General features: G+C 61.8%; 27 protein-coding genes and 2 tRNA genes. 17 read left to right on the forward strand and 12 right to left on the reverse strand.

Annotated elements, in window-relative coordinates; translation table 11 throughout:
• Positions 1–37: 37 nt before the first annotated feature.
• The 3 genes from NMP98_RS03055 to NMP98_RS03065 all read right to left on the reverse strand — a co-directional run bounded on the left by NMP98_RS03055 (position 38) and on the right by NMP98_RS03065 (position 2,561).
• Positions 38–1,300, reverse strand: coding sequence for an ABC transporter substrate-binding protein (locus NMP98_RS03055; RefSeq protein ID WP_254860090.1), 1,263 nt, complete (start codon positions 1,298–1,300; stop codon positions 38–40).
• Positions 1,301–1,398: 98 nt separating this feature from the next.
• On the reverse strand, positions 1,399–2,160 hold the full coding sequence (locus tag NMP98_RS03060) for a GTP cyclohydrolase III (RefSeq protein WP_254860091.1): 762 nt from the start codon (positions 2,158–2,160) through the stop codon (positions 1,399–1,401).
• A 98-nt stretch (positions 2,161–2,258) separates the two neighbouring features.
• Complete coding sequence (locus NMP98_RS03065; RefSeq protein ID WP_254860092.1) at positions 2,259–2,561, reverse strand: DUF5785 family protein; 303 nt, start codon at positions 2,559–2,561, stop codon at positions 2,259–2,261.
• A 129-nt stretch (positions 2,562–2,690) separates the two neighbouring features.
• On the opposite strand from NMP98_RS03065, the gene NMP98_RS03070 reads away from it, so the two are divergent.
• The gene (locus NMP98_RS03070; protein ID WP_254860093.1) at positions 2,691–3,341 is read left to right on the forward strand and encodes a helix-turn-helix domain-containing protein; all 651 of its coding nucleotides are present in this window, start codon (positions 2,691–2,693) and stop codon (positions 3,339–3,341) included.
• Between the two features lie 43 nt (positions 3,342–3,384).
• Here the strand turns inward: NMP98_RS03070 and NMP98_RS03075 are convergent, their stop codons facing one another.
• On the reverse strand, positions 3,385–3,840 hold the full coding sequence (locus NMP98_RS03075; RefSeq protein ID WP_254860094.1) for a DUF5793 family protein: 456 nt from the start codon (positions 3,838–3,840) through the stop codon (positions 3,385–3,387).
• 144 nt (positions 3,841–3,984) lie between these two features.
• Here NMP98_RS03075 and NMP98_RS03080 point away from each other — a divergent pair, with 144 nt between their 5' ends.
• From NMP98_RS03080 to NMP98_RS03095, 4 genes are all read left to right on the forward strand, one after another.
• Positions 3,985–4,485 (forward strand): DUF7549 family protein, encoded by a 501-nt coding sequence (locus tag NMP98_RS03080; protein ID WP_254860095.1) that lies wholly within the window; start codon positions 3,985–3,987, stop codon positions 4,483–4,485.
• Positions 4,486–4,598: 113 nt separating this feature from the next.
• Entirely contained in the window at positions 4,599–6,224 is a 1,626-nt protein-coding gene (locus NMP98_RS03085) for a type II/IV secretion system ATPase subunit (RefSeq protein ID WP_254860096.1), read from the forward strand.
• A complete protein-coding gene (locus NMP98_RS03090) occupies positions 6,225–8,321 on the forward strand; it encodes a type II secretion system F family protein (RefSeq protein WP_254860097.1) in 2,097 nt (698 codons plus the stop codon).
• 76 nt (positions 8,322–8,397) lie between these two features.
• A complete protein-coding gene (locus NMP98_RS03095) occupies positions 8,398–9,033 on the forward strand; it encodes a class I SAM-dependent methyltransferase (protein ID WP_254860098.1) in 636 nt (211 codons plus the stop codon).
• On the opposite strand, the gene NMP98_RS03100 is transcribed toward NMP98_RS03095, so the two are convergent.
• Entirely contained in the window at positions 9,020–9,325 is a 306-nt protein-coding gene (locus NMP98_RS03100; protein WP_254860099.1) for a universal stress protein, read from the reverse strand. The two genes, NMP98_RS03095 and NMP98_RS03100, sit on opposite strands and share 14 nt — an antisense overlap.
• A gap of 202 nt (positions 9,326–9,527) precedes the next feature.
• On the opposite strand from NMP98_RS03100, the gene NMP98_RS03105 reads away from it, so the two are divergent.
• The 8 genes from NMP98_RS03105 (at position 9,528) to NMP98_RS03140 (ending at position 17,345) form a co-directional block, all read left to right on the forward strand.
• Positions 9,528–9,598: transfer RNA gene (locus tag NMP98_RS03105), tRNA-Gly, on the forward strand.
• 310 nt (positions 9,599–9,908) lie between these two features.
• Positions 9,909–10,337 carry a universal stress protein gene (locus NMP98_RS03110; RefSeq protein WP_254860100.1) on the forward strand — a complete coding sequence of 143 codons (429 nt, stop codon included), beginning with the start codon at positions 9,909–9,911 and terminating at the stop codon, positions 10,335–10,337.
• A 325-nt stretch (positions 10,338–10,662) separates the two neighbouring features.
• Positions 10,663–12,519 carry an ATPase, T2SS/T4P/T4SS family gene (locus NMP98_RS03115; protein WP_254860101.1) on the forward strand — a complete coding sequence of 619 codons (1,857 nt, stop codon included), beginning with the start codon at positions 10,663–10,665 and terminating at the stop codon, positions 12,517–12,519.
• On the forward strand, positions 12,516–13,031 hold the full coding sequence (locus tag NMP98_RS03120) for a hypothetical protein (RefSeq protein WP_254860102.1): 516 nt from the start codon (positions 12,516–12,518) through the stop codon (positions 13,029–13,031). Before NMP98_RS03115 ends, NMP98_RS03120 begins: the two co-directional genes overlap by 4 nt.
• Positions 12,944–14,539: a type II secretion system F family protein gene (locus tag NMP98_RS03125; protein WP_254860103.1), complete on the forward strand. Its 1,596-nt coding sequence runs from the start codon at positions 12,944–12,946 to the stop codon at positions 14,537–14,539. Before NMP98_RS03120 ends, NMP98_RS03125 begins: the two co-directional genes overlap by 88 nt.
• A 4-nt stretch (positions 14,540–14,543) precedes the next feature.
• Entirely contained in the window at positions 14,544–16,091 is a 1,548-nt protein-coding gene (locus NMP98_RS03130) for an Ig-like domain-containing protein (RefSeq protein ID WP_254860104.1), read from the forward strand.
• 70 nt (positions 16,092–16,161) lie between these two features.
• The gene (locus tag NMP98_RS03135) at positions 16,162–16,764 is read left to right on the forward strand and encodes a response regulator (protein ID WP_254860105.1); all 603 of its coding nucleotides are present in this window, start codon (positions 16,162–16,164) and stop codon (positions 16,762–16,764) included.
• On the forward strand, positions 16,761–17,345 hold the full coding sequence (locus tag NMP98_RS03140; RefSeq protein WP_254860106.1) for a DUF7504 family protein: 585 nt from the start codon (positions 16,761–16,763) through the stop codon (positions 17,343–17,345). Before NMP98_RS03135 ends, NMP98_RS03140 begins: the two co-directional genes overlap by 4 nt.
• Before the next feature lie 9 nt (positions 17,346–17,354).
• On the opposite strand, the gene NMP98_RS03145 is transcribed toward NMP98_RS03140, so the two are convergent.
• The 3 genes from NMP98_RS03145 to NMP98_RS03155 form a co-directional block, all read right to left on the reverse strand.
• Positions 17,355–18,611 (reverse strand): MFS transporter, encoded by a 1,257-nt coding sequence (locus NMP98_RS03145; protein WP_254860107.1) that lies wholly within the window; start codon positions 18,609–18,611, stop codon positions 17,355–17,357.
• A gap of 78 nt (positions 18,612–18,689) precedes the next feature.
• Positions 18,690–19,517 (reverse strand): HD domain-containing protein, encoded by an 828-nt coding sequence (locus NMP98_RS03150; RefSeq protein WP_254860108.1) that lies wholly within the window; start codon positions 19,515–19,517, stop codon positions 18,690–18,692.
• Between the two features lie 41 nt (positions 19,518–19,558).
• Complete coding sequence (locus NMP98_RS03155) at positions 19,559–20,038, reverse strand: redoxin domain-containing protein (RefSeq protein WP_254860109.1); 480 nt, start codon at positions 20,036–20,038, stop codon at positions 19,559–19,561.
• Between the two features lie 98 nt (positions 20,039–20,136).
• On the opposite strand from NMP98_RS03155, the gene tatA (NMP98_RS03160) reads away from it, so the two are divergent.
• The 4 genes from tatA (NMP98_RS03160) (at position 20,137) to NMP98_RS03175 (ending at position 21,489) form a co-directional block, all read left to right on the forward strand.
• A complete protein-coding gene (tatA, locus tag NMP98_RS03160; protein WP_254860110.1) occupies positions 20,137–20,388 on the forward strand; it encodes a twin-arginine translocase TatA/TatE family subunit in 252 nt (83 codons plus the stop codon).
• Between the two features lie 77 nt (positions 20,389–20,465).
• Complete coding sequence (gene tatA, locus NMP98_RS03165; RefSeq protein WP_254860111.1) at positions 20,466–20,816, forward strand: twin-arginine translocase TatA/TatE family subunit; 351 nt, start codon at positions 20,466–20,468, stop codon at positions 20,814–20,816.
• Positions 20,817–20,867: 51 nt separating this feature from the next.
• A tRNA-Arg gene (locus NMP98_RS03170) sits at positions 20,868–20,941 on the forward strand.
• A gap of 281 nt (positions 20,942–21,222) precedes the next feature.
• Complete coding sequence (locus NMP98_RS03175; RefSeq protein ID WP_254860112.1) at positions 21,223–21,489, forward strand: hypothetical protein; 267 nt, start codon at positions 21,223–21,225, stop codon at positions 21,487–21,489.
• 10 nt (positions 21,490–21,499) lie between these two features.
• Here NMP98_RS03175 and NMP98_RS03180 read toward each other — a convergent pair whose 3' ends face one another.
• The 4 genes from NMP98_RS03180 to NMP98_RS03195 all read right to left on the reverse strand — a co-directional run bounded on the left by NMP98_RS03180 (position 21,500) and on the right by NMP98_RS03195 (position 23,861).
• A complete protein-coding gene (locus NMP98_RS03180; protein WP_254860113.1) occupies positions 21,500–21,760 on the reverse strand; it encodes a helix-turn-helix transcriptional regulator in 261 nt (86 codons plus the stop codon).
• A 64-nt stretch (positions 21,761–21,824) separates the two neighbouring features.
• Positions 21,825–22,868: an MBL fold metallo-hydrolase gene (locus tag NMP98_RS03185; protein ID WP_254860114.1), complete on the reverse strand. Its 1,044-nt coding sequence runs from the start codon at positions 22,866–22,868 to the stop codon at positions 21,825–21,827.
• Positions 22,865–23,176: a ubiquitin-like small modifier protein 1 gene (locus NMP98_RS03190; protein ID WP_254860115.1), complete on the reverse strand. Its 312-nt coding sequence runs from the start codon at positions 23,174–23,176 to the stop codon at positions 22,865–22,867. Before NMP98_RS03190 ends, NMP98_RS03185 begins: the two co-directional genes overlap by 4 nt.
• Before the next feature lie 76 nt (positions 23,177–23,252).
• Complete coding sequence (locus tag NMP98_RS03195; RefSeq protein ID WP_254860116.1) at positions 23,253–23,861, reverse strand: VOC family protein; 609 nt, start codon at positions 23,859–23,861, stop codon at positions 23,253–23,255.
• Between the last annotated feature and the right edge of the window lie 88 nt (positions 23,862–23,949).

Consider the following 23,949-nt stretch of genomic DNA (forward strand, 5'->3'; position numbering starts at 1 on the left):
TTGTCGCTCGAAAAAAGTCGGTTTTTGTGTTCCGGGATTACCCGCCGAAGTTGACGCTGTCGACTTCGGTGAAGTCGCGGTCCTCGACCTCGTAAATACCGTATGAGACGGCAGTCATGTCGCCGTTATCGTCGAAGTCGACCGACGATGAGGCGCCTTGGTAGTTAATCTCGTCACCGGCGTCGGCGGCCTCGATGGCCTCCGCGAGTTCGCCGGGACCGAACTCCTCGCCTTCGGGGTTGGCGGCGGCTCGCATGTTGTCGCGAATCGCCTCCCCGCTGTTTTCACCCGCGTAGACGTTGGCAAGCAGACAGACAGCCGTCGCGTCGTAGGCGTGGGCGTTGAAGACGCCGGGGGCGCGATCGTATTCGTCCTCGTAGAGCTGGTCGAAGTCCTCCCGCCCGGGACCGCTGGACTTCGGTGCCGTCCCCGTGACGTTGCCCATGTCGTTGTCGACGTTGTCCGGGAGTTCGTTGTCGATGAGACCGTCGGTGACGACGATGTCCTCGCCGGAGTCGAAGTCGCTGTAGTAGTCTCGGAACAGCTGGTTGCCGGATTCGGGGTAGCCGATGACGACGAGCATTCCGGGGCTGTCGTTGAGCGCCGACTCCAACTGCGAGGAGTAGGAACTCTGCTGTTGTTCGAAGGAAACCTGCTGCTTCACTTCCCCGTCGTACTCCTCTTCGAAGGTGGCAGTGAACGACTCCGACAGCGCCTGGCCGTAGTCGTTGTTGACGTACATCGTCGCGGCGTCGCTTTGGCCGAGTTCCTCGGAACCGACTTGGGCAATGACCTGTCCCTGCAGGGCGTCGGAGGGGCAGGTTCGGAAGATGTAGTCGTCGTCGTCGAGGTTCGTGACGGCCGGTGCCGTCGAGGATGGCGAGACGCCGACCGTCGAGTTCGGAATGAGCGACTGCTTGGTTACCTGGATGTTCACACCGGAAGACGCCGGTCCCGTGACGGCCGGATAACCGGCGTCGACGAGCGCGTCAGCACCGGAGATACCCGCCTGTGGGTTCGTCTCCGTGTCCTCCTCTTGGATGTCGATAGTGTAGTTGGTCGCCCCTTCGAGTTCGGCGGCCGGAAGAATGGCTCCGTCGCGAATCGGCTGACCGAGGTTACTGAGGTCACCGGTCAGCGGCAGGAGGACGCCCTGCTTGAGCGCTCGGCCACCGTTTCCGTTGCCGTTCCCATTGCCGTTACCGCCACCGTTGCCTCCGAGACAGCCAGCGAGGGTAATGGTGGCACCCGCTGCACCAACACCCTTCAACACGTCACGCCGTTGTACGTTGCGTTGCATACCGGGTTCTTATATAAACTGATACGTTATAAAGATGCGCCCCTCTACCGTGGTTCTGTCGTCCAATGTGCGGAGTACTATCGGCGATACAGCCGTGATTAGTGGCCGAACTCCACGTCGGTGTTCTCCTCGCGACACGTCTCAAGGGCGTGTTTGGCGGCCATGCCGGCCGACTGGGCGGTTCTGGCGGTACCGACGCCGACCTTCAGGTCGACCCCGACGGTCTCGTGGACGTGTTCGATGGCGTCGGCGTATCCCTCGCGGTCGACGGCATCGCAGACGGCGATGATGTTGTCGCCACCGACGAAGAACGAAAGCGAGTCGTGTGCTTTCCGCATGTAGCGCATCAGCTCTGCGTACCCCTGTTCGATGTTGATGAAGGAGTCGAACTCGTTGAGGCGGTCGGTGTACTTCCCGGTTGCGTCGTTGACGTCGAAGTGAGCGATTTGGACGTCGTCGTCGGTCCGGTCGTCGTCAGCGAGCGTGTCGCCGCGGAGCACCTCTCTCCGACCGCGGTCCTGTGCGCTGCCGGCGTCCTGCAGTTGGTCCGTCGCGACCCCGAGGGCCTCCGCCGGCGCAGCGTCGACGGCGGTACTCAGGCTAATCGACACCGGATAGCGGTTTCCGACGGATTCCTGAATCAGGGCGTGGTCGTCGGCATCGAGGCCGTTCGTCACCGCGACCATGTTGTCGAAGCGGGTGAAGAAGACGTAGCCTTCGCGGTTGCCGAACAACTGCGAGAGGTCGGCGTACAGTCGCGACTGCAGCGTCTGGAGGTCGACTTCGCGCCGCGGCTCCGGCGTGACAGTCCACGGTCCGTAGTTGTCTATCTGGATGAGCGTTACCTGCGTGTTCGTCACGCCCGAGGGTTCTCGACGCGCCGGTATTTGCCTTACCATCCACGACGGCAGTGCTAGCGTCGTGGCATGCCTCGGAGAAAACGGGGGCGTCGCCGACGTTAGACGCCCTTCGAGAGCTCGACTTCCCACATGCCGGCCGAACGCATCGCGCGACCGACGGCCTTGTGGAACGCGACGATGTCCTCGAACTCGTCTTCCTCGACGTGTTCGAAGATGTCCTCGACGCTGACGACGCGTTCGTGGTTCAGTCGAACCGGCTCGTTGCCGTGTTCCTCGACGAAGTCGGCTTTCGAGAGGGGGAAGTCTCCCTCTTCGTCCAGTTTCTTCGCGAGTATCGCCTGCCCGTACTTGCGCATCCCCTCGGAGCCTTCCTCGCCGTCGGGGTCGTGGGGCCAGTCCATACGGGCCACTCGGCGACCCGTCCCAAAAGCGTTTCCGCTCTGCGTTTCCCGATGCCGGGGTCGTTTGGATGGTTTTGTCAGAAGCTTAAATCCCAAACACGGTCCCGAATCCGATAGAGCGGAGACCCCATGAAATACCTCAAACTCGATATCTCACCCACGGAACGAGCGATTCACCCCATCGATGAGTTCGTGGCCGGCCACGACGCCGTCTCTCGGGAGTCGCTTTTACACGTCGATTCCCGCGCCGACGGGACGACCGTACTGCTGTACCGCGTCGTCGGGGACGGCGACGCCTTCGGGGACGCACTCGACGACCAACCGTCGGTCCACGACCACGAGGTCGTCGACATCGTCGGAGAGGGGTATCACGCGTTTATTCAGGCCGACTCGACGACCCGTGGCAACGCCCTGCTCGACATCGCCCACGAGTACGCGCTCATCATCGACACGCCGCTGGAGTTCACCGGGGACGAATTGCGTGCGACGCTCGTTGGAACACACGAAAACCTCCGTGGGGCACTCGGTTCGATACCCGATTCGCTCGAATTCTCGGTCGGCGACGCCGGCACGTACGTTCCGGGCTCGGAAGACCTGCTGTCGCCGTTGACCGACCGCCAACTCGAAGTGTTCGAGACGGCCATCGAGGAGGGGTACTACGACGTTCCGCGCAGGGCCACCCACAAGGACATCGCCGACAACCTCGGCTGTGCGCCGTCGACGGTTGACGAACACCTCCGGAAGGCCGAATCGCGGGTCGTCGCCGGCCTCGTCCAGTAATCTCTTCGTTCGCTTTCTCGCCGGGTAAAAACGTCCTCGGCGGTTACAGTTCGACGCCGCTGGGAATCAGACTCTGCCCGCGCAGGAGTTCGCCATCGGCGTCGTAGACGAGTAGGGTCGACTTGTCGTAGGTGGCGAGGTGTTCGTCTTCGGTTTCGAGGACGATTCGGTAGCGGCTCTCGGAGTCGCTCCGCTGGCCGAACTCGCGGGCGGCCTCGACGAAGGAGAACACGTCGCCGGCCGTGGCGTTGAGTTCGAAGACGTACTCGCCGGTGACGCGGTCGGCGATGGCGACGACGCCGTTGGCTTCCTCGGAGTCCAGCGGCTCTTTGAGCCGGAAGGCGACGTCGATTTCGTCGCTTTCGAGTACGCTGTCGCCCTTGGTCAACCTCGATTCGAGCTGACCGGTCGGTCCCTCGTAGGTAATCGTGACGACCGGCCGCTGTGGGTCGTCCGCGTCCATCCCGTCGACGGTCAGAGTGAAGTAGTCACGCCGCATCCCTTTGCTACTACGACGTAGGGTCGCCGTAGTGATGAACGTAACGCCAGCGTCAGACGTTCGGTGCACATTTTCGGAGAGTGAGGCAGTGGTTGACGACTGCCATGCGGTATCTTTTATTTGCCCCCGCGTGGGTGAGGTGGTATGTGGGTCCGCTCGGAGTACGCCGGTGAACTCGCGGTACTGTCCGCGTGGCTGTGTGCGCTGCTGCCGTGGAGCGTCTCGTATGCGAGTCAGGGCGGTCTACGACTGTACCGCATCCACTTCCTCTATCTGTTCTTCCAGTTCATCCCCGGCGTCGACTTCGGCCAGTACGACACACCGTATCTACTCGTCCATCGCGCGCCGGGCTTTCCGGATAACGCGAGCGTCGCCTTCGGTTACCAGTTGTGGATACTCGCCGCCACCGTCTTCACCGTCGCCTTGGCGCTGAGCGCCGTCTACTACGTCTACGACGAACGACTCGAAGCCGAGTCGCCGGTCGACCCCGTTCGTCTGATGGGGGCGTTGCTGATTCTCTCCGCGGTGCCGTTGACGGCGTCGACGTATCTCCTTTTGACCGGGTTCGCCGGCATTACGGTTCCCATCGGAATCCTGTTCATGTACCTGCTGGGTGGGTTGTTGCTCGTCGTCGAACGGACCTGATGTCCGACGTTTCGTGTCCCATCGATTCCGGGACACACCGCGAGTTGCAGCGTGGTTTTATGCCGACCCGGCGACAACGGAGTCATAACTGTCGTTAGGAGGGTACTAAACCAATGTCAGGCAATCAAGCCGGTGGTCCGCTCGACGCCATCCGCAACAGTCTCCGTCGGACGGCGGAGACGTTCAGCGGCTCCCGGATTCCAGCGACGCAGTACCAACCGGGCCGGCACGACGAAGTCGTCGGTGACCGCCAGTTCGACGACCGCGAAATCGAGCGGTACTGGCTGAACGCGCCGTTTGCCTACGCAGTCGTGACCTACAGCGATACCGACGACAAACACCTCTATCGCGTCATCGAACCGGAACTCGACCGGTTCGAGGCCGAACTCCTCTCGACGCTGTACGACGACGTTCGAACGCCGCTGTTGTATCACTCCCGAGACGGTACCCCGGAGGAGGTGTTGGCCGAGGAACTCCGGACCCGCCTCGAAAAGTACGGCATAGAAATCGACGTTGCCGGATTCTATCGGCTCTACTACTACTTACACCGGCGGTTTCAGGGATTCGGTCGTCTCGACCCGCTGATGCACGACCCCTCCATCGAGGACATCTCCTGTGACGGCTACGACATCCCGCTGTACGCCTACCACGACGAGTATCAGGACATCGAGACGAACATCTCCTTCGCCGAGGAGGAACTCGACAACTACGTCGTCCGCATGGCCCAGCAGGCCGGCCGACACATCTCCGTGGGGAACCCCGTCGTCGAGACGACCCTTCAGGACGGGTCGCGAGCGGAGTTGGCACTCGGGAAGGAAGTGACGCCACGCGGGTCGGCGTTCACCATCCGGAAATACAGCGAGGAACCGTTCACGCCCATCGACCTCCTGGAGTTCGGCACGTACTCGCTTCACCAGATGGCGTATCTGTGGATGGCCATCGAACACAACAAGAACATCATCTTCGCCGGCGGGACGGCATCGGGGAAAACCACCTCGATGAACGCCATCTCGATGTTCGTTCCGCCCCGTTCGAAACTCATCACCATCGAGGACACGCGGGAACTCGCGCTGTATCACGACAACTGGCTGTCGTCAGTCACCCGCGAACGCCTCGATGAAGCCTCGAACGTGACGATGTACGACCTGCTCCGAAGTGCCCTCCGGCACCGACCGGAGTACATCATCGTCGGCGAGGTTCGTGGCGAAGAGGCGATTACGCTGTTTCAGGCGATGAACACCGGCCACACGACGCTGTCGACGATGCACGCGGACTCGGTGCAGACGGTCATCAACCGGCTGGAGAACGAACCCATCAACGTTCCGCGGCCGATGGTTCAGTCGCTGGACGTTTTGTGTGTCCAGACGCTCGCACGCTTCGGCGGCGAGCGAGTTCGCCGGGTGGACGCCATCGCTGAAATCGAGGGCATCGACCAGCGGACGGGTGAACTCGACTACACCGGAGCCTACGAGTGGAACTCCTCTAACGACTCCTTCCAGGAGGGGAACAAGCAGTTGCTCGACGAGATACGCGAGGAGCGAGGCTGGTCCCAGTCCGAACTGCTCCGGGAGATGCAGCGCCGCCGGACGTTCCTGAAGTACCTCTGGGAGCAGGGGGTAAACCAGTATCAGGAGTTCACGGCGATGGTGAACCGCTACTACGCGACCCCAGAGGAAGTCATCGACCGAATCGAGACGAACCAACTGGACGCCAACGCCGTCGAGACGCCGAGTCAATAGATGCTGGAGTTCCTCCCGCTGCTCGGTGCGCTCGCAATCGTGGGGTTGTTTCTCGCGGCGGCGTACAGTGAGGGCCTCTCGGCGCTGTTGTCACGAACCAGTTTCAGGCTGTTCGACGGCAAGAGCATCGAACCGAGTGTCAAACGCGAGCGGTTGCTCCGCAGCGCAGCCATCGGAACGCCCTACCGGGAGTACACCGCCAAGACGTACCTGTATATCTTCGGCTCGGCGATGGCCGGCGGTGTTCTCGGCGTGTACGTCGGCGTCGGCCTGTTGGCGGTGCTTCGGGAGGTGGGGCTTTCGACGACGATTACCGTACCTTCGTTGGGTCTCTTCGACGGCATCGCTGACGTGCCGTTTCTCTCGCAGCTCCCGGGGGCGACGTTCGGAATCGAGGTGTTCGACGGCTTCGTGTTCGCCGTATTGTTGGCGACGAGCAGCCTCGTTGGGTTACTCGCTGCGGGCGGTGCCTACGCCGTCCGCTGGCGGCTTCCGTCGCTCCGGGCGGATGCGCGGCGCCGGCAGATAGACGCCGGGATGCCACGGATGGTCGCGTTCATCTACGCCCTCACCCGCGGCGGGATGGCGTTTCCGGACGTGATGCGGGCGCTGTCGCGAAACGAGAGCGTCTTCGGTGAAGGGGCCGCCGAAGTTGGCGTCGCCGTCCGCAACATCGACTTATTCAACGTCGACCTCGTGACGGCAATCGGAGACCTCTCCCAGCGGACGCCCTCCGAGCAGTTCGAGCAGTTCGCGGAGAACCTCTCGAGTGTCCTCCAGAGCGGCCGGAACATCTCGGAGTTCCTCAGAGAGCAGTACGAGCGCTACCGTGAAGAGGCCGAAGAACAGCAGGAAGAAATCCTCGATTTGCTCGCAACGACCGCGGAGGTGTACGTCACCACCGTCGTCGCCGGGATGCTGTTTTTGGTCACCATCCTCCTCATCATCGGGCTGACCGCGGGCGATACGCTGTTTCTCATGCGCGCAATCGCGTACGTCGTCCTTCCGGCGGGGAATCTCCTGTTTCTCGCGTATCTCATCGAGGTGTTACAACCGCTACAGACGACCGGGAGCAGCAGCCGAATCCTCCAAGCCGAGTCGAACGTGACGACGGAACACGTCGGCATCGAATCCGATGGTGGCTACAACTATCCGAACTCCGAACGCAACCACGAGCGACTGCGCGCCTACGACCGCCTCCGAGCGGTTCGGGAGACGCTTACCGCTCCGCTGCAGTCGGTCATACAGCGACCGACGCTCGTCTTCGTCGTCACGGTTCCAATCGCGGTGCTGGTGACGGCGTATCGGGCGCCGTCGGTGGTCGTCGACGGCACCATCGAATTCGGACTGTTGGACGATTTGCTGGTACAAGCGGGCATCTTCCTCATGGGGACGTTCGCGGTTGTCTACGAAATCAAGCAACGGCGGCTTCGGCGCCTCGAAGACGCCGTCCCCGACCTGCTGGAACGGTTGGCGAGTCTCAACGAGGCGGGTATCGCCGTCGTCTCCTCGTTCGACCGGGTTCGGCGCAGCGACATCGGCGCCCTCGACGAGGAGGTCGACCGCATCTGGCGGGACATCCAGTGGGGAGCGACCGTCGCACAGGCGCTGGACCGCTTCGAGACGCGCGTTCGGACACCCTCCGTCACCCGGGTCGTCACGCTCATCACGAACGCGATGCGGGCGTCGAACGAAATCGGGCCGGTGCTCCGCATCGCCGCCGAACAGGCTCGGGCGGACAAGCGACTCCGCCGCCAACGGCGACAGGAGATGTTCACCTACCTCGTCGTCATCTACGTCTCCTTTATCGTCTTCCTCATCGTCATCGTCGCCTTGGATTTCGTCCTCATCCCGAACCTCCCGGATACGGGGGCCGTCGAGGGTGACCTCGCACAGAACGCTCCGAGCGTCCTTGGAGGGTTTCAGGGTGGTGACGAGGACGCCTACCGGTTGGTGTTCTTCCACACCGCGTTGATACAGTCGACGCTCTCCGGACTGGTCGGCGGCATGATGGGCGGTGGGTCGGTGAAAGACGGCGTCAAGCACTCGACGATTATGCTCACCGTGACGTACCTCGTGTTGACGCTTCTGGGCTGAGTCGCTCACGCCGGCTGGCGGGGGGCAAAGCGCCGTCTACCGTCGCGCTCTTGTGTGCGCTCGTCGAACGCGCGGTATGGACGACGACCGGGCGGCGGTTCGGGCGACGTACGAACGAATCGCCGACCACTTCGCGGCGACCCGTGAGTACCCCTGGCCGGAGGTCGAATCGTTCTGTGAGGGACGCCACGCTCACCGAGCAGTCGACATCGGCTGTGGGAACGGTCGTCACACGGCGCTTTTGGCCGACCACGCCGAGAGGGTGGTGGGCGTCGACGTGAGTCGACGGCTGCTCGACCTCGCACGGGAGCGCGCGCCGGAGGGGTCGTTTCTCACAGGTGACGCTTCAGCACTCCCCCTGACCGACGACTGCGCCGAGTTGGCGGTGTACGTTGCGACGCTGCATCACCTTCCGTCCCGGAAATTACGCCGGGAGAGCCTCGACGAGATGGCGCGCGTCCTCACACCCGACGGCGAGGCGCTCGTGAGCGCGTGGAGCACCGCCCACGACGCCTTCGATGCCTCCGCCGACGCCACGGAGGGGTTCGATACGGATGTCGATTGGACGCTCCCGGGTGGGGAGACCGTCCCGCGGTTCTATCACATCTACGCGCCCGAGGAGTTCGACGCCGACATTGCGGCAAGCGGTCTCGAAGTCGTCGACTCACGAATATCGAGCGGGAACTGCTACGCCGTCGTCACACCAGCATGACCGGAACCGTCGAATTTTCGAGGACGACCTCCGGGGCACTGCCGAGAAGCGCGCGGTCGAGGGCACCCCGTTCCTCGTGTCGTCCAATCACGACGAACTCGTAGTCGCCTTCGGAGAGGGCCTCGACGATGCGCTCGCCGACGGCCTTCGAAGCACCGGCACCGTCGGCGCCGTCCTCGATGAGGATTCGAGGTTCGGCGTCGCCGTCGTACGCTTCGAGTACCCCGTTTACCTCCTCAAGGAGGTACCAGTTCTCCTCCGAACGGTCGTCGGTGACGTGGACGACATCCACCCCCGGCGTCCATTCGATTGGCGATGTCGACAGCGGTCCGAAGCGCTTCGAGGCCCCGTTCGGTCCCGTCGACGGGGACGGTGATGATCATACAGGCAACAGGTTTGCCGCCCACAAACCGTTATGGGTCGGTGAGAACGGAAAACTCCTTAGGGGGTGGCGGATATAGGTCCGAATGTGCCCCGTGGTGGGGCCAGAGTGAGCGCCGGTGGTCTAGTGGTAGGACCTGAGCCTTCCAAGCTCATGGCCCGGGTTCAAATCCCGGCCGGCGCATATCGGGGCCGAACGTAGTGAGGCCTCAAGAGCATGAACGGGGTGCAAAGCGACCCGTGAATGTACTCCCTGCGGTCGTGCGCCGCCCGTAGTTCGAAAAACGCTCGCGTTTTCTCACTCCCGGCCGGCGCATAGCGAGGCCGAACGTAGTGAGGCCTCGGAACGGTGAACGGGGAGTGAAGCGACCCATCAATATATTTCCTGTACTCGAAGCGGGTCGTCACTCTGTCATCGAGAACCACGCTAGCACGCCTGTGTCGGCGGGTTCACGGCGGACTTATGTGTCCGAAACGTTTCGGTACCACTGTTGATGTTCGACCGAATTCTCTTTCCAACGGACGGCACCGACCACTCCCGAAACGTACTGGAGTACGCACTCGATATCGCCGAGACGCGGGATGCGACGCTTCACGTGCTGTCCGTCGTTGACGACCGCGCGTTTCTGACTCTCGACGACGACCGTATCGAGACCGTCCGGAATGAGTTGGAAGACGAGGCACGGGCCGCAGTCGATGATGCCGTCACCACGGCGGACGGGCGTGGAATCGAAACGGGGTCGGATATCGATGTCGGCAACCCCTCTTCGGCCATCCTCGATTACATCGATGAGACCGATATCGACCTCGTAGTGATGGGGACCAGCGGCGGTAGCTACGAGCGAAACATCGTCGGTAGCGTTTCCCAGCGGGTCGTCGAACAGTCGCCCGTTCCCGTGATGACCGTCGGCCTCGACGCCTGATTTTCGCGGTATCGACTCCCGGAAGCCGCCGAACCGTGACCGACCTCTAATGAAAAATTTCGGTAGATTCACTGTTCGTTTCGTGCATCATTAATAAGGCCGTTCGCCTTTAGGCCTGAGTTAACACACGTCTCTGTCGCACCTCGACGACACTACCCATGAGATACTGAGACGTGGTCTCAAGGACCATCCACATAAGTAGCGCCGTACAAACCCGGTATAACACTAATGATGATACACAAAAACGGAAAACGTAGGTTCGAGCCAAATGGGGGACGAAAACGACGGTTCGCCGACCGACACACCGGCGACAGACGGAGGAACCGTGAGCAGTGATAGTGAAGCCTCGGACGGCGAGGCCGAGGAATTCGAGTGGAACGACGAGACGACAGAACGACCTGAGGAGTCGGATTCCGATGACGGGGGAGCCGACGTTACGGATGAAGCAGCCGAGGAGTCGGCGGCCGCGTCGGACACCGAGGAGGACTCCCCGGCGGTCGCCGAGGCCCGCAGTCCGCGCGAGGAAGACAGACAAATCGTCTCCGACCACCCGATAAAGGGCGAGATTCTTCGGGAGGTACACGAGTACTTCGAGACGACCGACATCGACGAATCGTTCGCCGAGCGCCCGGGCATCGAGTTCATCAAGGGCCAGTTCTTCGACTTCTCGTATCTCGACAACCACGAGGAAATCGAGCGGTTGTGGGTCAACAAGCCCTACGCGTACGTCTCGATTCTTCGACGTGACGACGAAGAACGGCTCCGATACCACGTCCACGAGCCAGAACTGACGGAGTTCGAGGAGTACGTCCGTGAGGACCTCGTGAAGATTCTCCGCAACAGCCTGATGTATCAGGACCTGGAGGCCGACGACGACCGCGAGGCCATCTTCGAGGAGAAGGCCAAGGAAATCATCTCCGACCACGCGGCCGCGACCATCGATGACGGCTCGCTTCTGAAGCTCAAATACTACCTCCTGCGGGACTTCGTTCACTTGGGCCGTATCGACCCGCTGATGCGGGACCCCAACATCGAGGACATCTCCTGTGACGGCATCGACATTCCCGTCTACGTCTACCACGCCGAACACCGCGACATGCCGACGAACATCACCTTCGGCAAACAGCGACTCTCCTCGTTCGCCTTGCGGCTTGCCCAGCGAGCGGGCGAGCAGGTGTCGGTCTCCGAACCGTTGATGGACGGGACGCTTCCTGACGGCTCCCGCGTGCAGTTGACCTTCGGGTCGGACGTGGCGACCCGGGGGTCGAACTTCACTATCCGGAAGTTCGCCAACATCCCCTTCACGCCCGTCGACCTCGTCGAACGCGGGACGTTCTCCGTCGAGCAGATGGCGTACTTCTGGCTCGCCATCGAGAACAACCGCTCGCTCATCTTCTCGGGCGGCACCGGGTCGGGGAAGACCACCTCGATGAACGCCGTCTCGATGTTCGTCCCCGAGGACGCGAAAGTCGTCTCCATCGAGGACACCCGCGAAATCACGCTCCCGCACGACAACTGGGTTCAGAGCCTCACGCGGGAGTCCATCACCTCGGAGGGACGTGGCGAGGTGTCGATGTACGAGTTGCTGCAGGCCGCACTCCGACAGCGTCCCGAGTACCTGCTGGTCGGTGAGATTCGAACCGAGCAGAACGTCGCGTTCACGTTCTTCCAGGCCATCGGGACGGGCCACACCGCCTACACGACGATTCACGCCGAAAGCGTCGAGGGCGTGTTGAACCGACTCGAAAACAAGCCGCTGAACGTGCCGGCACAGATGGTGTTGGAGTTGGACATCATCTCCGTTCAGAAACAGACGTTCAAGGACGGCGACCGGGTCCGGCGGAACGATGGCGTCACCGAAATCCTTCCCGGCAGCGACGCCGAGGAGTCCATCCGTGCCATCGACATCTTCGCACGCGATGCCGATTCCGACACCATTCAGCGAGTGAACAACTCCCAGGTGCTCCAGGAAATCGCCGACGACCGGGGCTGGAGCGGCCGCGAGTTGGCCGAGGAACTTCGACAGCGACGTGAGTTCCTCCAATACCTCGTCGACAACGACATCTCCGGCTACAACGAGGTGACGAGCGCGATTCACATGTTCGGGAGCAACAAGGAGAAACTGCTGAAGATGGTCAATGAGGGCACCTTAGAGCCCGGCGACCTCGAAGACACAGAATGAGTCAGGGAAACATTGACGACGCGACGCCGATTCCGGACTACGAACTCGAACAGTACTTCCCGGAACGACACGACCTCTCGGAGGCCGACAAGGAGCGACTCCGCGACCAACACGGCTACCTTCGGACGTGGTTTCTCACCCACCCGGAGCGGTTCCGTGACCTTCAGCGGTGGCTCAACCAGGCGCGGATGGGGTACACCTACGACATCTACCTCACCCGCATCACGGGCTACACCTTCATCGCGGCCGCCATCGGACTGTTCCTCGGCGCACTGCTCGGCGTCCAGTTGGCGTTCCTCGGTGGGTTCTCTCAACTCGGCGTCACCGAGACAGTGTTTCAGGCCCTCCTCGGCATCGCAGTCGTCGTCTTCTCCGTCGTGCTGTTCGCCGGCGGCGCGTTCGCGACGGGGTATTACTACCTCGCATGCGGACGAGCACGCGCGAACGAAGCATCAACATCCTGCTCCCGCACGCCATCGTCTATATGTACGCGCTCAGTTACGGTGGGATGAACACCTTCGAGGTCGTCAAGGAACTCGCCGAAGCCGACGAGGTGTACGGCGAGGTGTCCAACGAGTTCGACATGGTCGTCCGCGACGTGGAACTGTTCGGCAACGACCTCTTTACGGCGCTGCGCGACGCCCGCAACCTCACGCCGTCAGAGAATCTCGAACAGTTCCTCGACGACATGATTTCCGTGCTGGACTCGGGCAGTGAGTTCTCGGTGTTCCTCGAAGACGAAGCCGAGACGTACATGGACGAGGCTCGCGACGAACAGGACAGTTTCCTCGGAACGCTGTCGATTCTCTCCGAGATTTTCGTCGTCGCCTTCGTCGCCGCGCCGCTGTTCCTCATCGTCACCCTGCTCGTCATCAGTTTGCTCGGCGGACAGGCGCTGCTGCAGACGTACTTCCTCGTCTACGTCGGCCTTCCGCTCGGAATGCTCGGCTTCCTCGCGGCCGTCGACATCCTCTCGAAACCCTACGCCGAACACACCGACGAACTCGAAATCGAAGACGTCGAGTTCGACCGCGAGTGGAGTTCCCGCGTCACCGAGGACCCCCAATACGAGACCTACGAACAGAAGAAACAACGCGACGAACGCCTCGAGATGCTGTACAACCCCATCGACCAGATTCGGGACCGAAACCCCCTGCTGTCGCTCATCGTGACGGTTCCGATTGCACTGTTGGCAATCGGGTTCGCCTTCATCTCCGGTGCCGTCCCGGCGTCCATCGAGGGCATCCTCGAAGTGCCGATTCGGGCGACAATCGGCCTGTTCGTCGTGCCGTTTCTCATCGCGTCGGTGCCGCTGACGCTGTTCTACGAGAGCCAGCGCCGCCGCGAGAAGAAAATCGCAGAGCGGTTCCCCGACACGCTGAACATCCTCTCGAGTGCGAACCAGATGGGTATCCGACTCGTCGACGCGTTGAACCTCGTCTCGCGGTGGTCCGAGGGCGCCCTCTCCGATGAACTCCGGAAGGTGCGCAACGACATCCGCTGGAACGGCGACATCGAGCGCGCACTCTTGGAGTTCGCCAACCGCCTGAAGGTTCCGCAGGTCACCCGGACGATGAAGCTCATCGCGAAGGGCAACCACTCCTCCAGTGACCTCTCGACGATTATCTCCATCGCCGCAGAGGACACCCGCAACCGCTATCAAATCGAACGGAAGCGCCGCAGCGAGATGGGCGCCTACACGGCTATCGTCATCATCGGCTTCCTCGTGTACCTCGCGGTCATCGTCATGCTCGATACGAGCTATCTGACACCGATTAGCCAACTGGCCGACACTGCGCCGCCGGCGAGCGCAAACACCGGTGGTGCGGCCAGCACGCCGCTGTCGGTCGGCGACGTGCCGGTCGACATCTATCGGACGGTGTTCTTCCACTCGGCGCTGATTCAGGGCATCGGCAGCGGGCTACTCGCCGGAAAACTCGCGGAGAACAACGTCCTCGCCGGGCTGAAGTTCAGCATCATTCTGGCGGTGCTCACCCTCGGCGTGTTCATCCTCATCTGAACCCATGAATTTCATCACAGACAACAGAGGCGTATCGGAGGTCGTCGGCGCGATACTGGTGTTCGGCGTCTTAATCGCACTACTCGCGATTCTACAAACGCAGGCAATTCCGGCAGCAAACCAACAAGTAGAATTCGACCACAATCAGGAGGTACAGGGGGACTTGATTAAGTTCCATCAAACCGTCGATGAGGTCGCGACGACCGGCGAAAAGCAGTCGGTAGGAATCAAGACCGGGACTGGGTACCCCTCGCGGCTGTTGTTCTACAGTCCACCGTCAGCGACGGGTCAGTTGTCGACGACCGAGAACAGAACCGTAACGATAACCAACGCGAGTGCAACCGAACCGGAGGTCAACGACTACATGAACGGGAGCAATACGCTCTTGCTCCCGAGTCGGAACCTTCGATACTCGGTCAATTACAATTACCTCGACGACGCACCGACGACCCGATACGAGTACGGAATCCTGTACAACAATTTCAGTGATGCGACGATAATCGAGAACCCCGGCTCAGTCATTGACGATACGGATATCAACCTCAATTTCATGGCCGGCAATTACTCGGATTCCGGTGGGTTGACCCAGTCGGTAGACGTGAGAGCGGTCAGCTCACCGGCCCGACCGGTGACTATCGAAGGGGAGAACGATGACAACATCACGCTCGAACTTCCAACCCAGTTGTCGCTCTCGAAGTGGGAGCAAATAGTTGGCAGCCAGAGTACCGTTCTGAACGTCAGCAAGCCGACGAACGACACCGTTCGAATCGACCTCGATGGAAGCGAGCGCTACACGCTTCGGATGTCTCGGCTGGGTCTAGAGCCGGGTGTGGAGAAGCCGGAGCCACACTACATCGTGCCGGCGGAGGACGGCGTCACTACCGTTGGTGCCGGACAGAACGCGACCGTGAAATACGAAGTTCGAGACAAGTACAACAATCCAGTTAGCGGCGTTGACGTGACTATCGAACCACCCACTGGGTCAAGTGTGACGAAAACAACTGATGGCAGGGGTCGCGTTTCACTTGGTGTTACTCCGGATAGTCGAGTTTCGGTGACTGCAGAAGTCGATTCAAGCGTATGTTCTGCTGGTCCTCGTTGTCAGGCAAATTACCTTGTGCAGGTCTCGAGTTTGAATCCAAATCCATCAGCTGGAGTCAGATTGACGGATGCGACCAATTCGGAGTTTGACGCACCCCTCCTTGATTTCACTCTTGCAGGTGATCAGTTAGCCTTCACTCTTGAGAGTGATGAAAATACCAGCATTCAACGGTTCCGTATCAACCACTATCACAAAGATCCAAACGCCCATAGTCCGGTCGACCTGTCAGACGGAGATGGCGGTAATGCGGAAGTCACGGGTATCGTCATCGGTGGCGATTACGTTGGCAGCGGTGATGGGGTTGATAATCTAAATAAAATCGTCAAAGATGAACAGAACTCCTTCGTACTAACATTTGATGAAGCTGTCACATCAGACCACTATGCCGTTCTAACAATTGTGTACGAGAATAATGAACGATCACTCTACTTCGTTTCGGCATCCTCATAGCCGCGATAATACTCTTTGAGCAGACAGACGCCAAACTATACGTGCCCCCCACCAAAAGACGAGATATCTAATGACCGAGGGAGATGGAAAGCCGACGGTCCTCGTGGTCGAGGACGAACGGGCGCTCATCGAACTGTACGTTCGGTGGCTGGAGGACGACTACGAGGTTCTGACGGCGGAGGGCGGTGAGGCGGCGCTCGAACAACTCGACGATTCGGTCGACGTGGTGCTTTTGGACCGGTTGATGCCGGGGATGAGCGGCGACGAAGTGCTTGCCGAACTGCGGGAGCGGACCACCGACTGTAAGGTGGCGATGGTGACGGCCGTCGAACCCGACTTCGACGTGATTACGATGGGCTTCGACGACTATCTCACGAAGCCCGTCGAGCGCGAGGAACTGTTGGAGACCGTCCAGCGGCTGCTTTCGCGCTCGGAGTTCGCGGACCTCGAACAGGAACTGTACGCGCTGTCGGCCAAGCAGGCGGCGCTTCGGTCGTCGAAACCCGACGAGGAACTCGCCGAGAGCGAGGAGTTCGCGGACCTCGAAAATCGGTTGATGGAGTTGCGTTCGGAAATCGATTCGGCGCTGCCGGGTATGGAGAGCGACGAGTTCGTGGCGATGGTTCGGGACATCGAGGGCGAGTCAGACGACGGAGGGGGTGACGACAGGTGAGCTATCGCGTCGACGGGTTCGGCGAACCCGCGACGTTCGACGACGGGACGAGCGTGCTGGTGTCCGGGCCGTCACCGGAGACCAACGAGCGGCTATTCGATGCCGTCACGCCCGCTTCCGGCGAACGTGCAATCGTCATCACGACGAACACGGACGCCGAAACCGTCGTCGAGGAGTTGCTCGACCGCGGCGCATCCCGCGAACAACTCGGCGTCATCGAGTGTACCAACCACGACAGCGCCGTCGAGGGCGTGCCGGTCAAGCAACTGAACTCCCCCGGCGACTTGACGGGAATCAGCCTCGAGTTCGCGAAACTGCTTGACGATGACGACACGAAGCCGGTTCGTGTCGGTTTCGCGACGGTGTCGACGGCACTGATGTATGCGGAACTGCGAACGATGTTCCGGTTCCTGCACGTGTTCACCGCACGCATTCGCTCCGGCGACATGTTGGGCGTGTTCTCGATGGACCCCACGATGCACGACGACAAGGCGCACAACACGATTCGTGCAGTCTTCGACTGTGAAGTGTCGGTCGACAACGAGGAACCTGCGCTACGCGGGAGCGGATTCACGCAGTAGCGTCGCCCGTCAGGCGGTCGCCGGCCGCGAGAAACTGAGGCCGATGAACGTCGCAGTCGAGAGGAGGATACAGCCGGCCGCGACGCCGAAGGCGGCGAATACGCCGAAGGCGTCCCAGACGACACCCATCGTCAGTGGACCGACGACCTGCCCGATTTTCCACGACACCGACCGGAGCGACATGCTTCCCGCCGTCGCATCGACGGCCTCGCCTTCCTCGATAAACAGCGACATGCTCGCCGGGAGTCGGATGCTGTCGGCGACGCCACAGAGTGCGAACGCTCCGAAGAGGACGGCGAACGCCGGCGGGAAGGTAAGCGAGCGGCCGACCAAACTGACTGCGAGCGAGGGAACGAGGCCGTCGGCGAACTCCGCGAGTGGAATCGCGAGCGTACCGGCCGTGTACAGCAGCGCCCCCGTGACGATGAAACGGCTCTTGCCGCCGACACGGTCAGTCAACTCACCGACGTATCCCTGTGTGAGCGCTTTGGTGAGTTTGCCGCCCGCGAGGACGATACCGACGACGAGTGCGTTCATCCCGAACCCCGTTCGGGCGTAGATAGGGAGGAACAACAGTACGCCCATCTTTCCGAATCCGGTTCCGAGCCGAAACGCCGTCAGCGCCTGAAGCGTTCGTCGGCCGAGGAGGTCCCGGAACGTCTCCCGGCCGCTGCGGTCGTCGGTTGAGCGGCCGCCGGGGTTGGTTCGCAGGACGACGGCGACGGCGAGGAACGCCCCGAGCGTGATTGCGGAGAGAACGGCGTACGTTTCGGTGAAACCGTAGACGGCGAGCAATGCGCCGCCGACGATGTCGCCGGCGAGACTGGAGAACGCACCGACCTGATTGTACGTGCCGAACCAGAGACCGCGCTCGCCGTTGGGAGCGATGTCGCCGACGACCGTCGAGCCGGTAATCCACAGCAGACTCGCTCCGACCCCCTGTATCATCCGAACGAGGATGACGTGTGAGACGGTTTCGACGAGCGCGAATCCGACGAAAACGGCGAGATTGACGAGGAATCCGACGAGCAACACTCGTTTTGCGTTGTGCGTGTCGATGTATCGGCCGAGCGGGAGGACGATAAGCAGTTGCGTGAGCGCGAAGACGGTGCCGAACAGCCCCTCGACGGTACTCGTCGTCCCGAACTGGTCGGCGTACAGCGCCAACGCGATAGCGATAGTCGAGTACGCCTGTGCGCGGGCGAACGCCGTCCCCGAAAGCGAGAGGAACTCCGGGTCACGGAAGGCACGGAGGGTACTCGACACGTCTCGGGGTAGCAAATCGGAGCCCAAAAGCGAGGTGATTCTCGACGACGGAGGTCGGTCTCCGACGCCAACCGACCGCTACAGTTCGATTCGTTCGACGAGTTCGCCGTCGTCGCTGTGAGTGTTGAGCGCGACGATGCGAACGTACTCCTCGATTCGGGAGTCGTGGAGTTTGTGCTTCAGGAGTTCGTCGACCTGGTACACCCCGGCAGCATCGGTCATCTCGATTTCGACCATGACGGGCATGTCATCACCGGGCTGCAGCGACACTTTCCGAATCGCCCGACTGGAGATTGTGTTGATGCCTCGTCCGCCCTTCTCGTAGGGAATGCGGGAGCGCCCTCGCTCCATGTCAAGGGCGTCGGCGACGCGGACGACGCCGGCTTCGGTCGTCAGCGGCGTCTCCTCGGTGTGGTGACAGAGGATGGCGTGCAGCACTTCGCCTTTCATCCGGACGCGCTCGGCGGCGTCGTAGAAATCGAACTCCGCCAGGAGTCGGTCAAGGATGTCCGCGGCCAGTGGAATCGAGTAGTAGGGGTGGTCGTCGCGGTGGACGACGTGGCCAATGTCGTGTAGCGTCGCGGCCAGTGCGATGATGACCGCCTCGTCGGCCTCTTCGAGACCTTGCTGTTCGGCGCCGTTGAACCCGACATCGCCGGATTTCAGGAGTTCGTACAGACACAGCGCCCGATTGCGGACTATTTCGATGTGTTTGGTGCCGTGGTCGTTGTACCCCTTGCGGTCGACGGGGTTGACGTTCTGGGCTTCGAGGTACGTGATGACTTCTGTGTCGCTCTGGACGGCTTCGAGCACCGTGTTGAGGCGCTCGTCGGGGAAGTCGTGGTCCGCATCGGGGTCGTACACGCGACCGGTTTCCCCTCTGTCGGCCGTGTCGGAGTCGCTCATACCGCGACAACGGTCGGTGCCGAGAAAAAACGTCCGGCGTGTCAGGCGTCGGCCGCAGCGGACTCGACGGCGTCGTAATCCGGTTCGACGCCGGGGTCGTCGGAGACCCACGCGTAGGTGACGGTGCCGTCTTCGTCGACGACGAACACCGCACGCTTTGCGACGCCTTCGACGCCGAGGGCATCGAAGTCCATCGACACGTCGTAGGCGTCGATGACTTCCTTGGCGATGTCGCTGACCAACGGGAAGTTCAGGTTGTTCTGTGTGCCGAACTCCTCGAGTGCGAACGGTGAGTCGACGCTGACCCCGTACAGCGCCGCGTCGGCGTCGGTGAGGCCGTCGAAGCGGTCGCGGAACGTCGCCATCTCGCTGGCACAGACGCTGGTGAACGCACCGGGGAAGAACGCCAACACGACGGGACCGTCCTCGGTGGCGTCGGCCAGCGAGAACTCCTCGATGTCGCCGCTCGGTGTCGTCATCGGTGCGCTGAACGTGGGGGCGTCGTCGCCTACGTCTACCATGTGTGGCCCCTTGTGACCCTCCCGTTTGAATCTCCGGCTTCCGGCGACCGGGCGACGAGTGGCGAAAAGCCTACAAGTGGGCACGCGAAGCAACAGGTATGACGACGCCATTGTTCATCGGTGGGTTGGGTCCGCCCGAACTGCTGTTAATCGCCGGCATCCTGATTCTCCTGTTCGGAGCGAGCAAACTTCCGGAACTCGCACGGTCGATGGGGTCGGCGACGGGCGAGTTCAAGAAGGGCCGCCAAGAGGTCGAAGAAGAACTCGAAGAGATACAGGACGACGACGAGGAAGTCTCCGCGGAGTCCGACGCCGAAACGTCCGGTGACGCCGAGCGCTCGAACGCCTGAACGCGGCTTTTCGCCGACTCGATTCCGATTTTTGAGGAAAAAGCCTATAATCAACACTGGGCTAGCCTCAGGTAGCAATGATGGACCTACTTCCAATGCAGTTCGGGCTTCCCGGTGGGCCCGAGGTGCTGATAATCCTGCTCATCGCCGTGTTACTGTTCGGCGCGAACAAAATCCCCAAACTCGCCCGCTCAACCGGTGAAGCGATGGGCGAGTTCCAGAAAGGCCGCCAAGAGGTCGAAGAGGAACTGAAAGACATGCGCGACGGCGCGACGGGGCAGTCGACGAGCAGTTCGTCGACGGAACCGGCGACGGAACCGACGACAGAGACCGAAAGCGACGAGACGACCGACGCCGCGGAAGATGAAGACGACGAGGACTTCGAAATCGCGGAGGCGGAATCGGACGACGGGACCGAGACGAACTGACGAACCGCTCGGACAGCAATCGTTTTCAGCCTCCCGTACCCATTTTCGGCAGGGCGTGTGGCCAAGCGGACTACGGCGAGAGGTTCCTAACTTCTAGAGCGCGGGTTCGAATCCCGTCACGCCCGTTCTGCGAGGAGCGGACGCGACGAGCGAACGGGCACGGAGTTCGAACCCTGAAAGACGCAGCGCCGAGCGTAGCGAGGCGACCGTCTTTCTCCGGTTCGAATCCCGTCACGCCCGTCTCGCTCACTTTGTTCGCTCGACGCGCGTGACGTAGTTCGAAAACGCTTCGCGTTTTCTCACTCCCGTCACGCCCTCCATTGAATTCGGCAGGCCACTCGAAACAGCGTTGGCCCAAATCGGCGCTACCGAGACGTTTACTCTCGCCGCTGTGCTACGGGGATATATGAGCAGACCGACGCTCGACGATATCGCGGCACTCTCCGGTTCGCGTGTCGAACTCACGGTCCCGAAGCCCCGCGAGGACCAACGGCTCGTCGGAATTGTCGTGGCCGAGGATGGGGAACTGCGACTGCGCCTCGACGACCGAGAAAGCGAGAACCACGCGACGATTCGACTGAAAAAACGGGAACGCGACGGCGTCGTGCGGGCGTTCCGCGGACCGGACGGCGACCTGCTGGTCGGTCGAGTAAAACGCGTCGTCGAACTGTAAGAAGCGGGACTTACGCGGCCGGCGTCGCGGTGTCGGGTTCCTCGCCCGTCCGGACGGCGTATGTCGATTTCCGTGCGTCCATGAGGTACACCGACTCGTCGACGATGTCGGCGTCCTCCAGTTTCCGGAGGGCGTGTCGGACCGTCCGCTGTGGCAGCAGCGACTCCTCGGCGAGTTGCGATTGGGTCATCGGACCTTCGTATTCGAGCGTCTTGTAGACGAGTTTCGCGCTCGGCGGGAGGTCCTTGACAACGGATTCGGCATCAGACATACTGCTATCGACGGGTGGATACCGCTTAATCCCGGGTCGGTTTGGTAGCCGCCGCGCACACCCGTTAGTGTCCGGGATGGCGACCGACAGCAAGTGCGGCAGGTACGTCGGGGAACAGCGAATCGAGGTTCGGTTCGGATTCCAGCAGTTCGAACGCACGGCCGGTCCGTGCGACGACGCCCGCATCGAGGAGATGTTCGAGGTGGGCGAAGGCTTCTCCCGGTCCGTGGAGGATGTGGATGAACGACAGCGACCCGAACAGTTCGGCGCTGACCTCCCACGGCGTCGCGGGCCCGTCGTCCAATACGCCCACGACGCGCTCGGTTCGGTCGCGGTGGTGGGAGATGATGTCGGCGGCTCGTCCCGGCGGGTCGATTATTGGGCCGCGGTGGCCCGGCCACGCCCGGGTGTACTGGCGTGAAATAATGTCGACGAGCGCGTCGAGGTACTGTTCGAGGGCACCGTCGACGCGAATGTCGGCGCCACCGACGTTTGGGGTGTAGTACGGCAACAGCGCGTCGCCGCTGAACAACTCCTCGCCATCGCGGCCCTCGAAGGCAAAGCCCGCCAGTCCGGCGGCGTGCCCCGGCATATGAACCGCCTCGAGTTCGACGCTCCCGAGGTCGAAGGTGTCGCCGTCCTCGAAGGTGGTCACCTCGGGAGCCTCGCCGTCCATGCCCGCACTGCCGTCGAGGAACGCCAGCAGTTCCTCCTGTTTCTCCTCGGGCATTCCCCACTCGTCGATGGCGTTCCGGAGTCGGTCCTCCTGTGCGGCCATCGCCTCGGGGTCTTGGGCGACGAGCGGCGCGTCGGCCTCGTGGACGTTGACCGGACAGCCGCTTTCGGCCTGTATCTCGCCGGCCAATCCGGTGTGGTCGGCGTGGTGATGCGTGAGTAGGATTCGCTCGATGTCGGCGAACGCGAGGTCGTATTCGGCCAACCCCTCTTGGAGTTGCCTCCGCGTGTCGTCGGATGCGACGCCGGTGTCGACGAGCGTCGTCGTCGCGCCGTCTTCGAGCCCGAGAACGTAGCAGTTGTTGTTCCCCTCGAAGGCGTGGTTGCCGAGCGCGACGAGTCCGAGTTCGAAATCGAGGGCGGGGTCCGTCATTGTGCGACCTCCGCGAGTCGAGTCGTCGCCGCTCCACCCGAGACGCCCGGCGACAACACGAGCGTGTCGCCGTCGGAGAGTACCACGTCGTCGCGGTCTTCGAGAAGTGGCTGGTCGTTTCGCGCGACCGTGATGTGAGTGCGCAACGCGCCGTTCTCGCGGAACAGCAGTGACTGTAGGCCGTCGTAGTCGTCGGCGACGGCTCGAAGGGCTTCGACGACGGTGGTCCCGTCGGGAACGGTTCGAATCACCGACTTCTCTCCGACGGCGTCGCGAAGCGTCGCGTAGAACTCGAACTCGAGTTGCATGCCAGACCGTGGTCGCCTGTCCGGCAAAAGCTTTCCCTCGGCAGCAATGTCGGTCAGGTACTTCGACCCCCGTCGATTACACGCCCGTCCCGGTCGGCGCGTCGCCTTCGAACCGCGGTTCGGAATCGAGCCCCAGTTCTTCTAAGGCCGCCTGCATGTGCTCGTCGTCGACGAACCCCGACCCGTCCTCGACGCGCTTCTCGTGGGCGAGTGCGAGCACCTCGCCACGGCGCTCGGGCGGAAAGTCGTACTTTTCGACGACCAACTCGATGACGAGACCTGTCGGGTCCTGGGTGTACAGCGAGTGGAAGGCCCCGCGGTCGAACTCGTTGAAGCCGTAGTCGGCCGCACGGAGGGCATTTTTGGTATCGTCGAACTCCTCGGGCGCGATGGAAAAAGCGAGGTGGTGGACGTTGCCGGCACCGCGGTACGGTCGCGGCGAGCGGTTCTCGCCGACGAAGAAGGTGAGAATCCGTCCGTCACCGGTGTCGAAAAACAGATGCGTCAACTCCGGGGCGTCGAGATTTGGCTGTTCGAGCACCAGCGGCATCCCCAGCAGGTCCCGATAGAAGGCGAGCGTGCTCGCGGCGTCGCCGCCCATCACGGTCATGTGGTCGGTGCCGATGGTGTGGACCGGGCTGTCGGGCTTTTCTGCGGTAACGTCGTGTTCGGGGGTATGCTCCATATCTTCGATAGGCGGTCGAGCCTCAAATAGACCCCTCTACCCTCGATGATACCGGGTGACGCAAACGTCACCCGAATCCTTTTGGGCG

The sequence above is a fragment of the Natronomonas gomsonensis genome, assembly GCF_024300825.1.
Lineage (GTDB): Archaea > Halobacteriota > Halobacteria > Halobacteriales > Haloarculaceae > Natronomonas > Natronomonas gomsonensis.

Coding starts and splice junctions, on each gene's coding strand:
- NMP98_RS03095 (WP_254860098.1), top strand. CDS start 8,398: ATGGACGACGACCGGGCGGCGGTTCGGGCGACGTACGAACGAATCGCC.
- tatA (WP_254860110.1), top strand. CDS start 20,137: ATGACGACGCCATTGTTCATCGGTGGGTTGGGTCCGCCCGAACTGCTG.
- NMP98_RS03065 (WP_254860092.1), bottom strand. CDS start 2,561: ATGGACTGGCCCCACGACCCCGACGGCGAGGAAGGCTCCGAGGGGATG.
- NMP98_RS03155 (WP_254860109.1), bottom strand. CDS start 20,038: ATGGTAGACGTAGGCGACGACGCCCCCACGTTCAGCGCACCGATGACG.
- NMP98_RS03195 (WP_254860116.1), bottom strand. CDS start 23,861: ATGGAGCATACCCCCGAACACGACGTTACCGCAGAAAAGCCCGACAGC.
- NMP98_RS03080 (WP_254860095.1), top strand. CDS start 3,985: ATGTGGGTCCGCTCGGAGTACGCCGGTGAACTCGCGGTACTGTCCGCG.
- NMP98_RS03180 (WP_254860113.1), bottom strand. CDS start 21,760: ATGTCTGATGCCGAATCCGTTGTCAAGGACCTCCCGCCGAGCGCGAAA.
- NMP98_RS03190 (WP_254860115.1), bottom strand. CDS start 23,176: ATGCAACTCGAGTTCGAGTTCTACGCGACGCTTCGCGACGCCGTCGGA.
- NMP98_RS03070 (WP_254860093.1), top strand. CDS start 2,691: ATGAAATACCTCAAACTCGATATCTCACCCACGGAACGAGCGATTCAC.
- NMP98_RS03085 (WP_254860096.1), top strand. CDS start 4,599: ATGTCAGGCAATCAAGCCGGTGGTCCGCTCGACGCCATCCGCAACAGT.
- NMP98_RS03090 (WP_254860097.1), top strand. CDS start 6,225: ATGCTGGAGTTCCTCCCGCTGCTCGGTGCGCTCGCAATCGTGGGGTTG.
- NMP98_RS03130 (WP_254860104.1), top strand. CDS start 14,544: ATGAATTTCATCACAGACAACAGAGGCGTATCGGAGGTCGTCGGCGCG.
- NMP98_RS03175 (WP_254860112.1), top strand. CDS start 21,223: ATGAGCAGACCGACGCTCGACGATATCGCGGCACTCTCCGGTTCGCGT.
- NMP98_RS03185 (WP_254860114.1), bottom strand. CDS start 22,868: ATGACGGACCCCGCCCTCGATTTCGAACTCGGACTCGTCGCGCTCGGC.
- NMP98_RS03125 (WP_254860103.1), top strand. CDS start 12,944: ATGCGGACGAGCACGCGCGAACGAAGCATCAACATCCTGCTCCCGCAC.
- NMP98_RS03075 (WP_254860094.1), bottom strand. CDS start 3,840: ATGCGGCGTGACTACTTCACTCTGACCGTCGACGGGATGGACGCGGAC.
- NMP98_RS03120 (WP_254860102.1), top strand. CDS start 12,516: ATGAGTCAGGGAAACATTGACGACGCGACGCCGATTCCGGACTACGAA.
- NMP98_RS03150 (WP_254860108.1), bottom strand. CDS start 19,517: ATGAGCGACTCCGACACGGCCGACAGAGGGGAAACCGGTCGCGTGTAC.
- NMP98_RS03055 (WP_254860090.1), bottom strand. CDS start 1,300: ATGCAACGCAACGTACAACGGCGTGACGTGTTGAAGGGTGTTGGTGCA.
- NMP98_RS03110 (WP_254860100.1), top strand. CDS start 9,909: ATGTTCGACCGAATTCTCTTTCCAACGGACGGCACCGACCACTCCCGA.
- tatA (WP_254860111.1), top strand. CDS start 20,466: ATGATGGACCTACTTCCAATGCAGTTCGGGCTTCCCGGTGGGCCCGAG.
- NMP98_RS03135 (WP_254860105.1), top strand. CDS start 16,162: ATGACCGAGGGAGATGGAAAGCCGACGGTCCTCGTGGTCGAGGACGAA.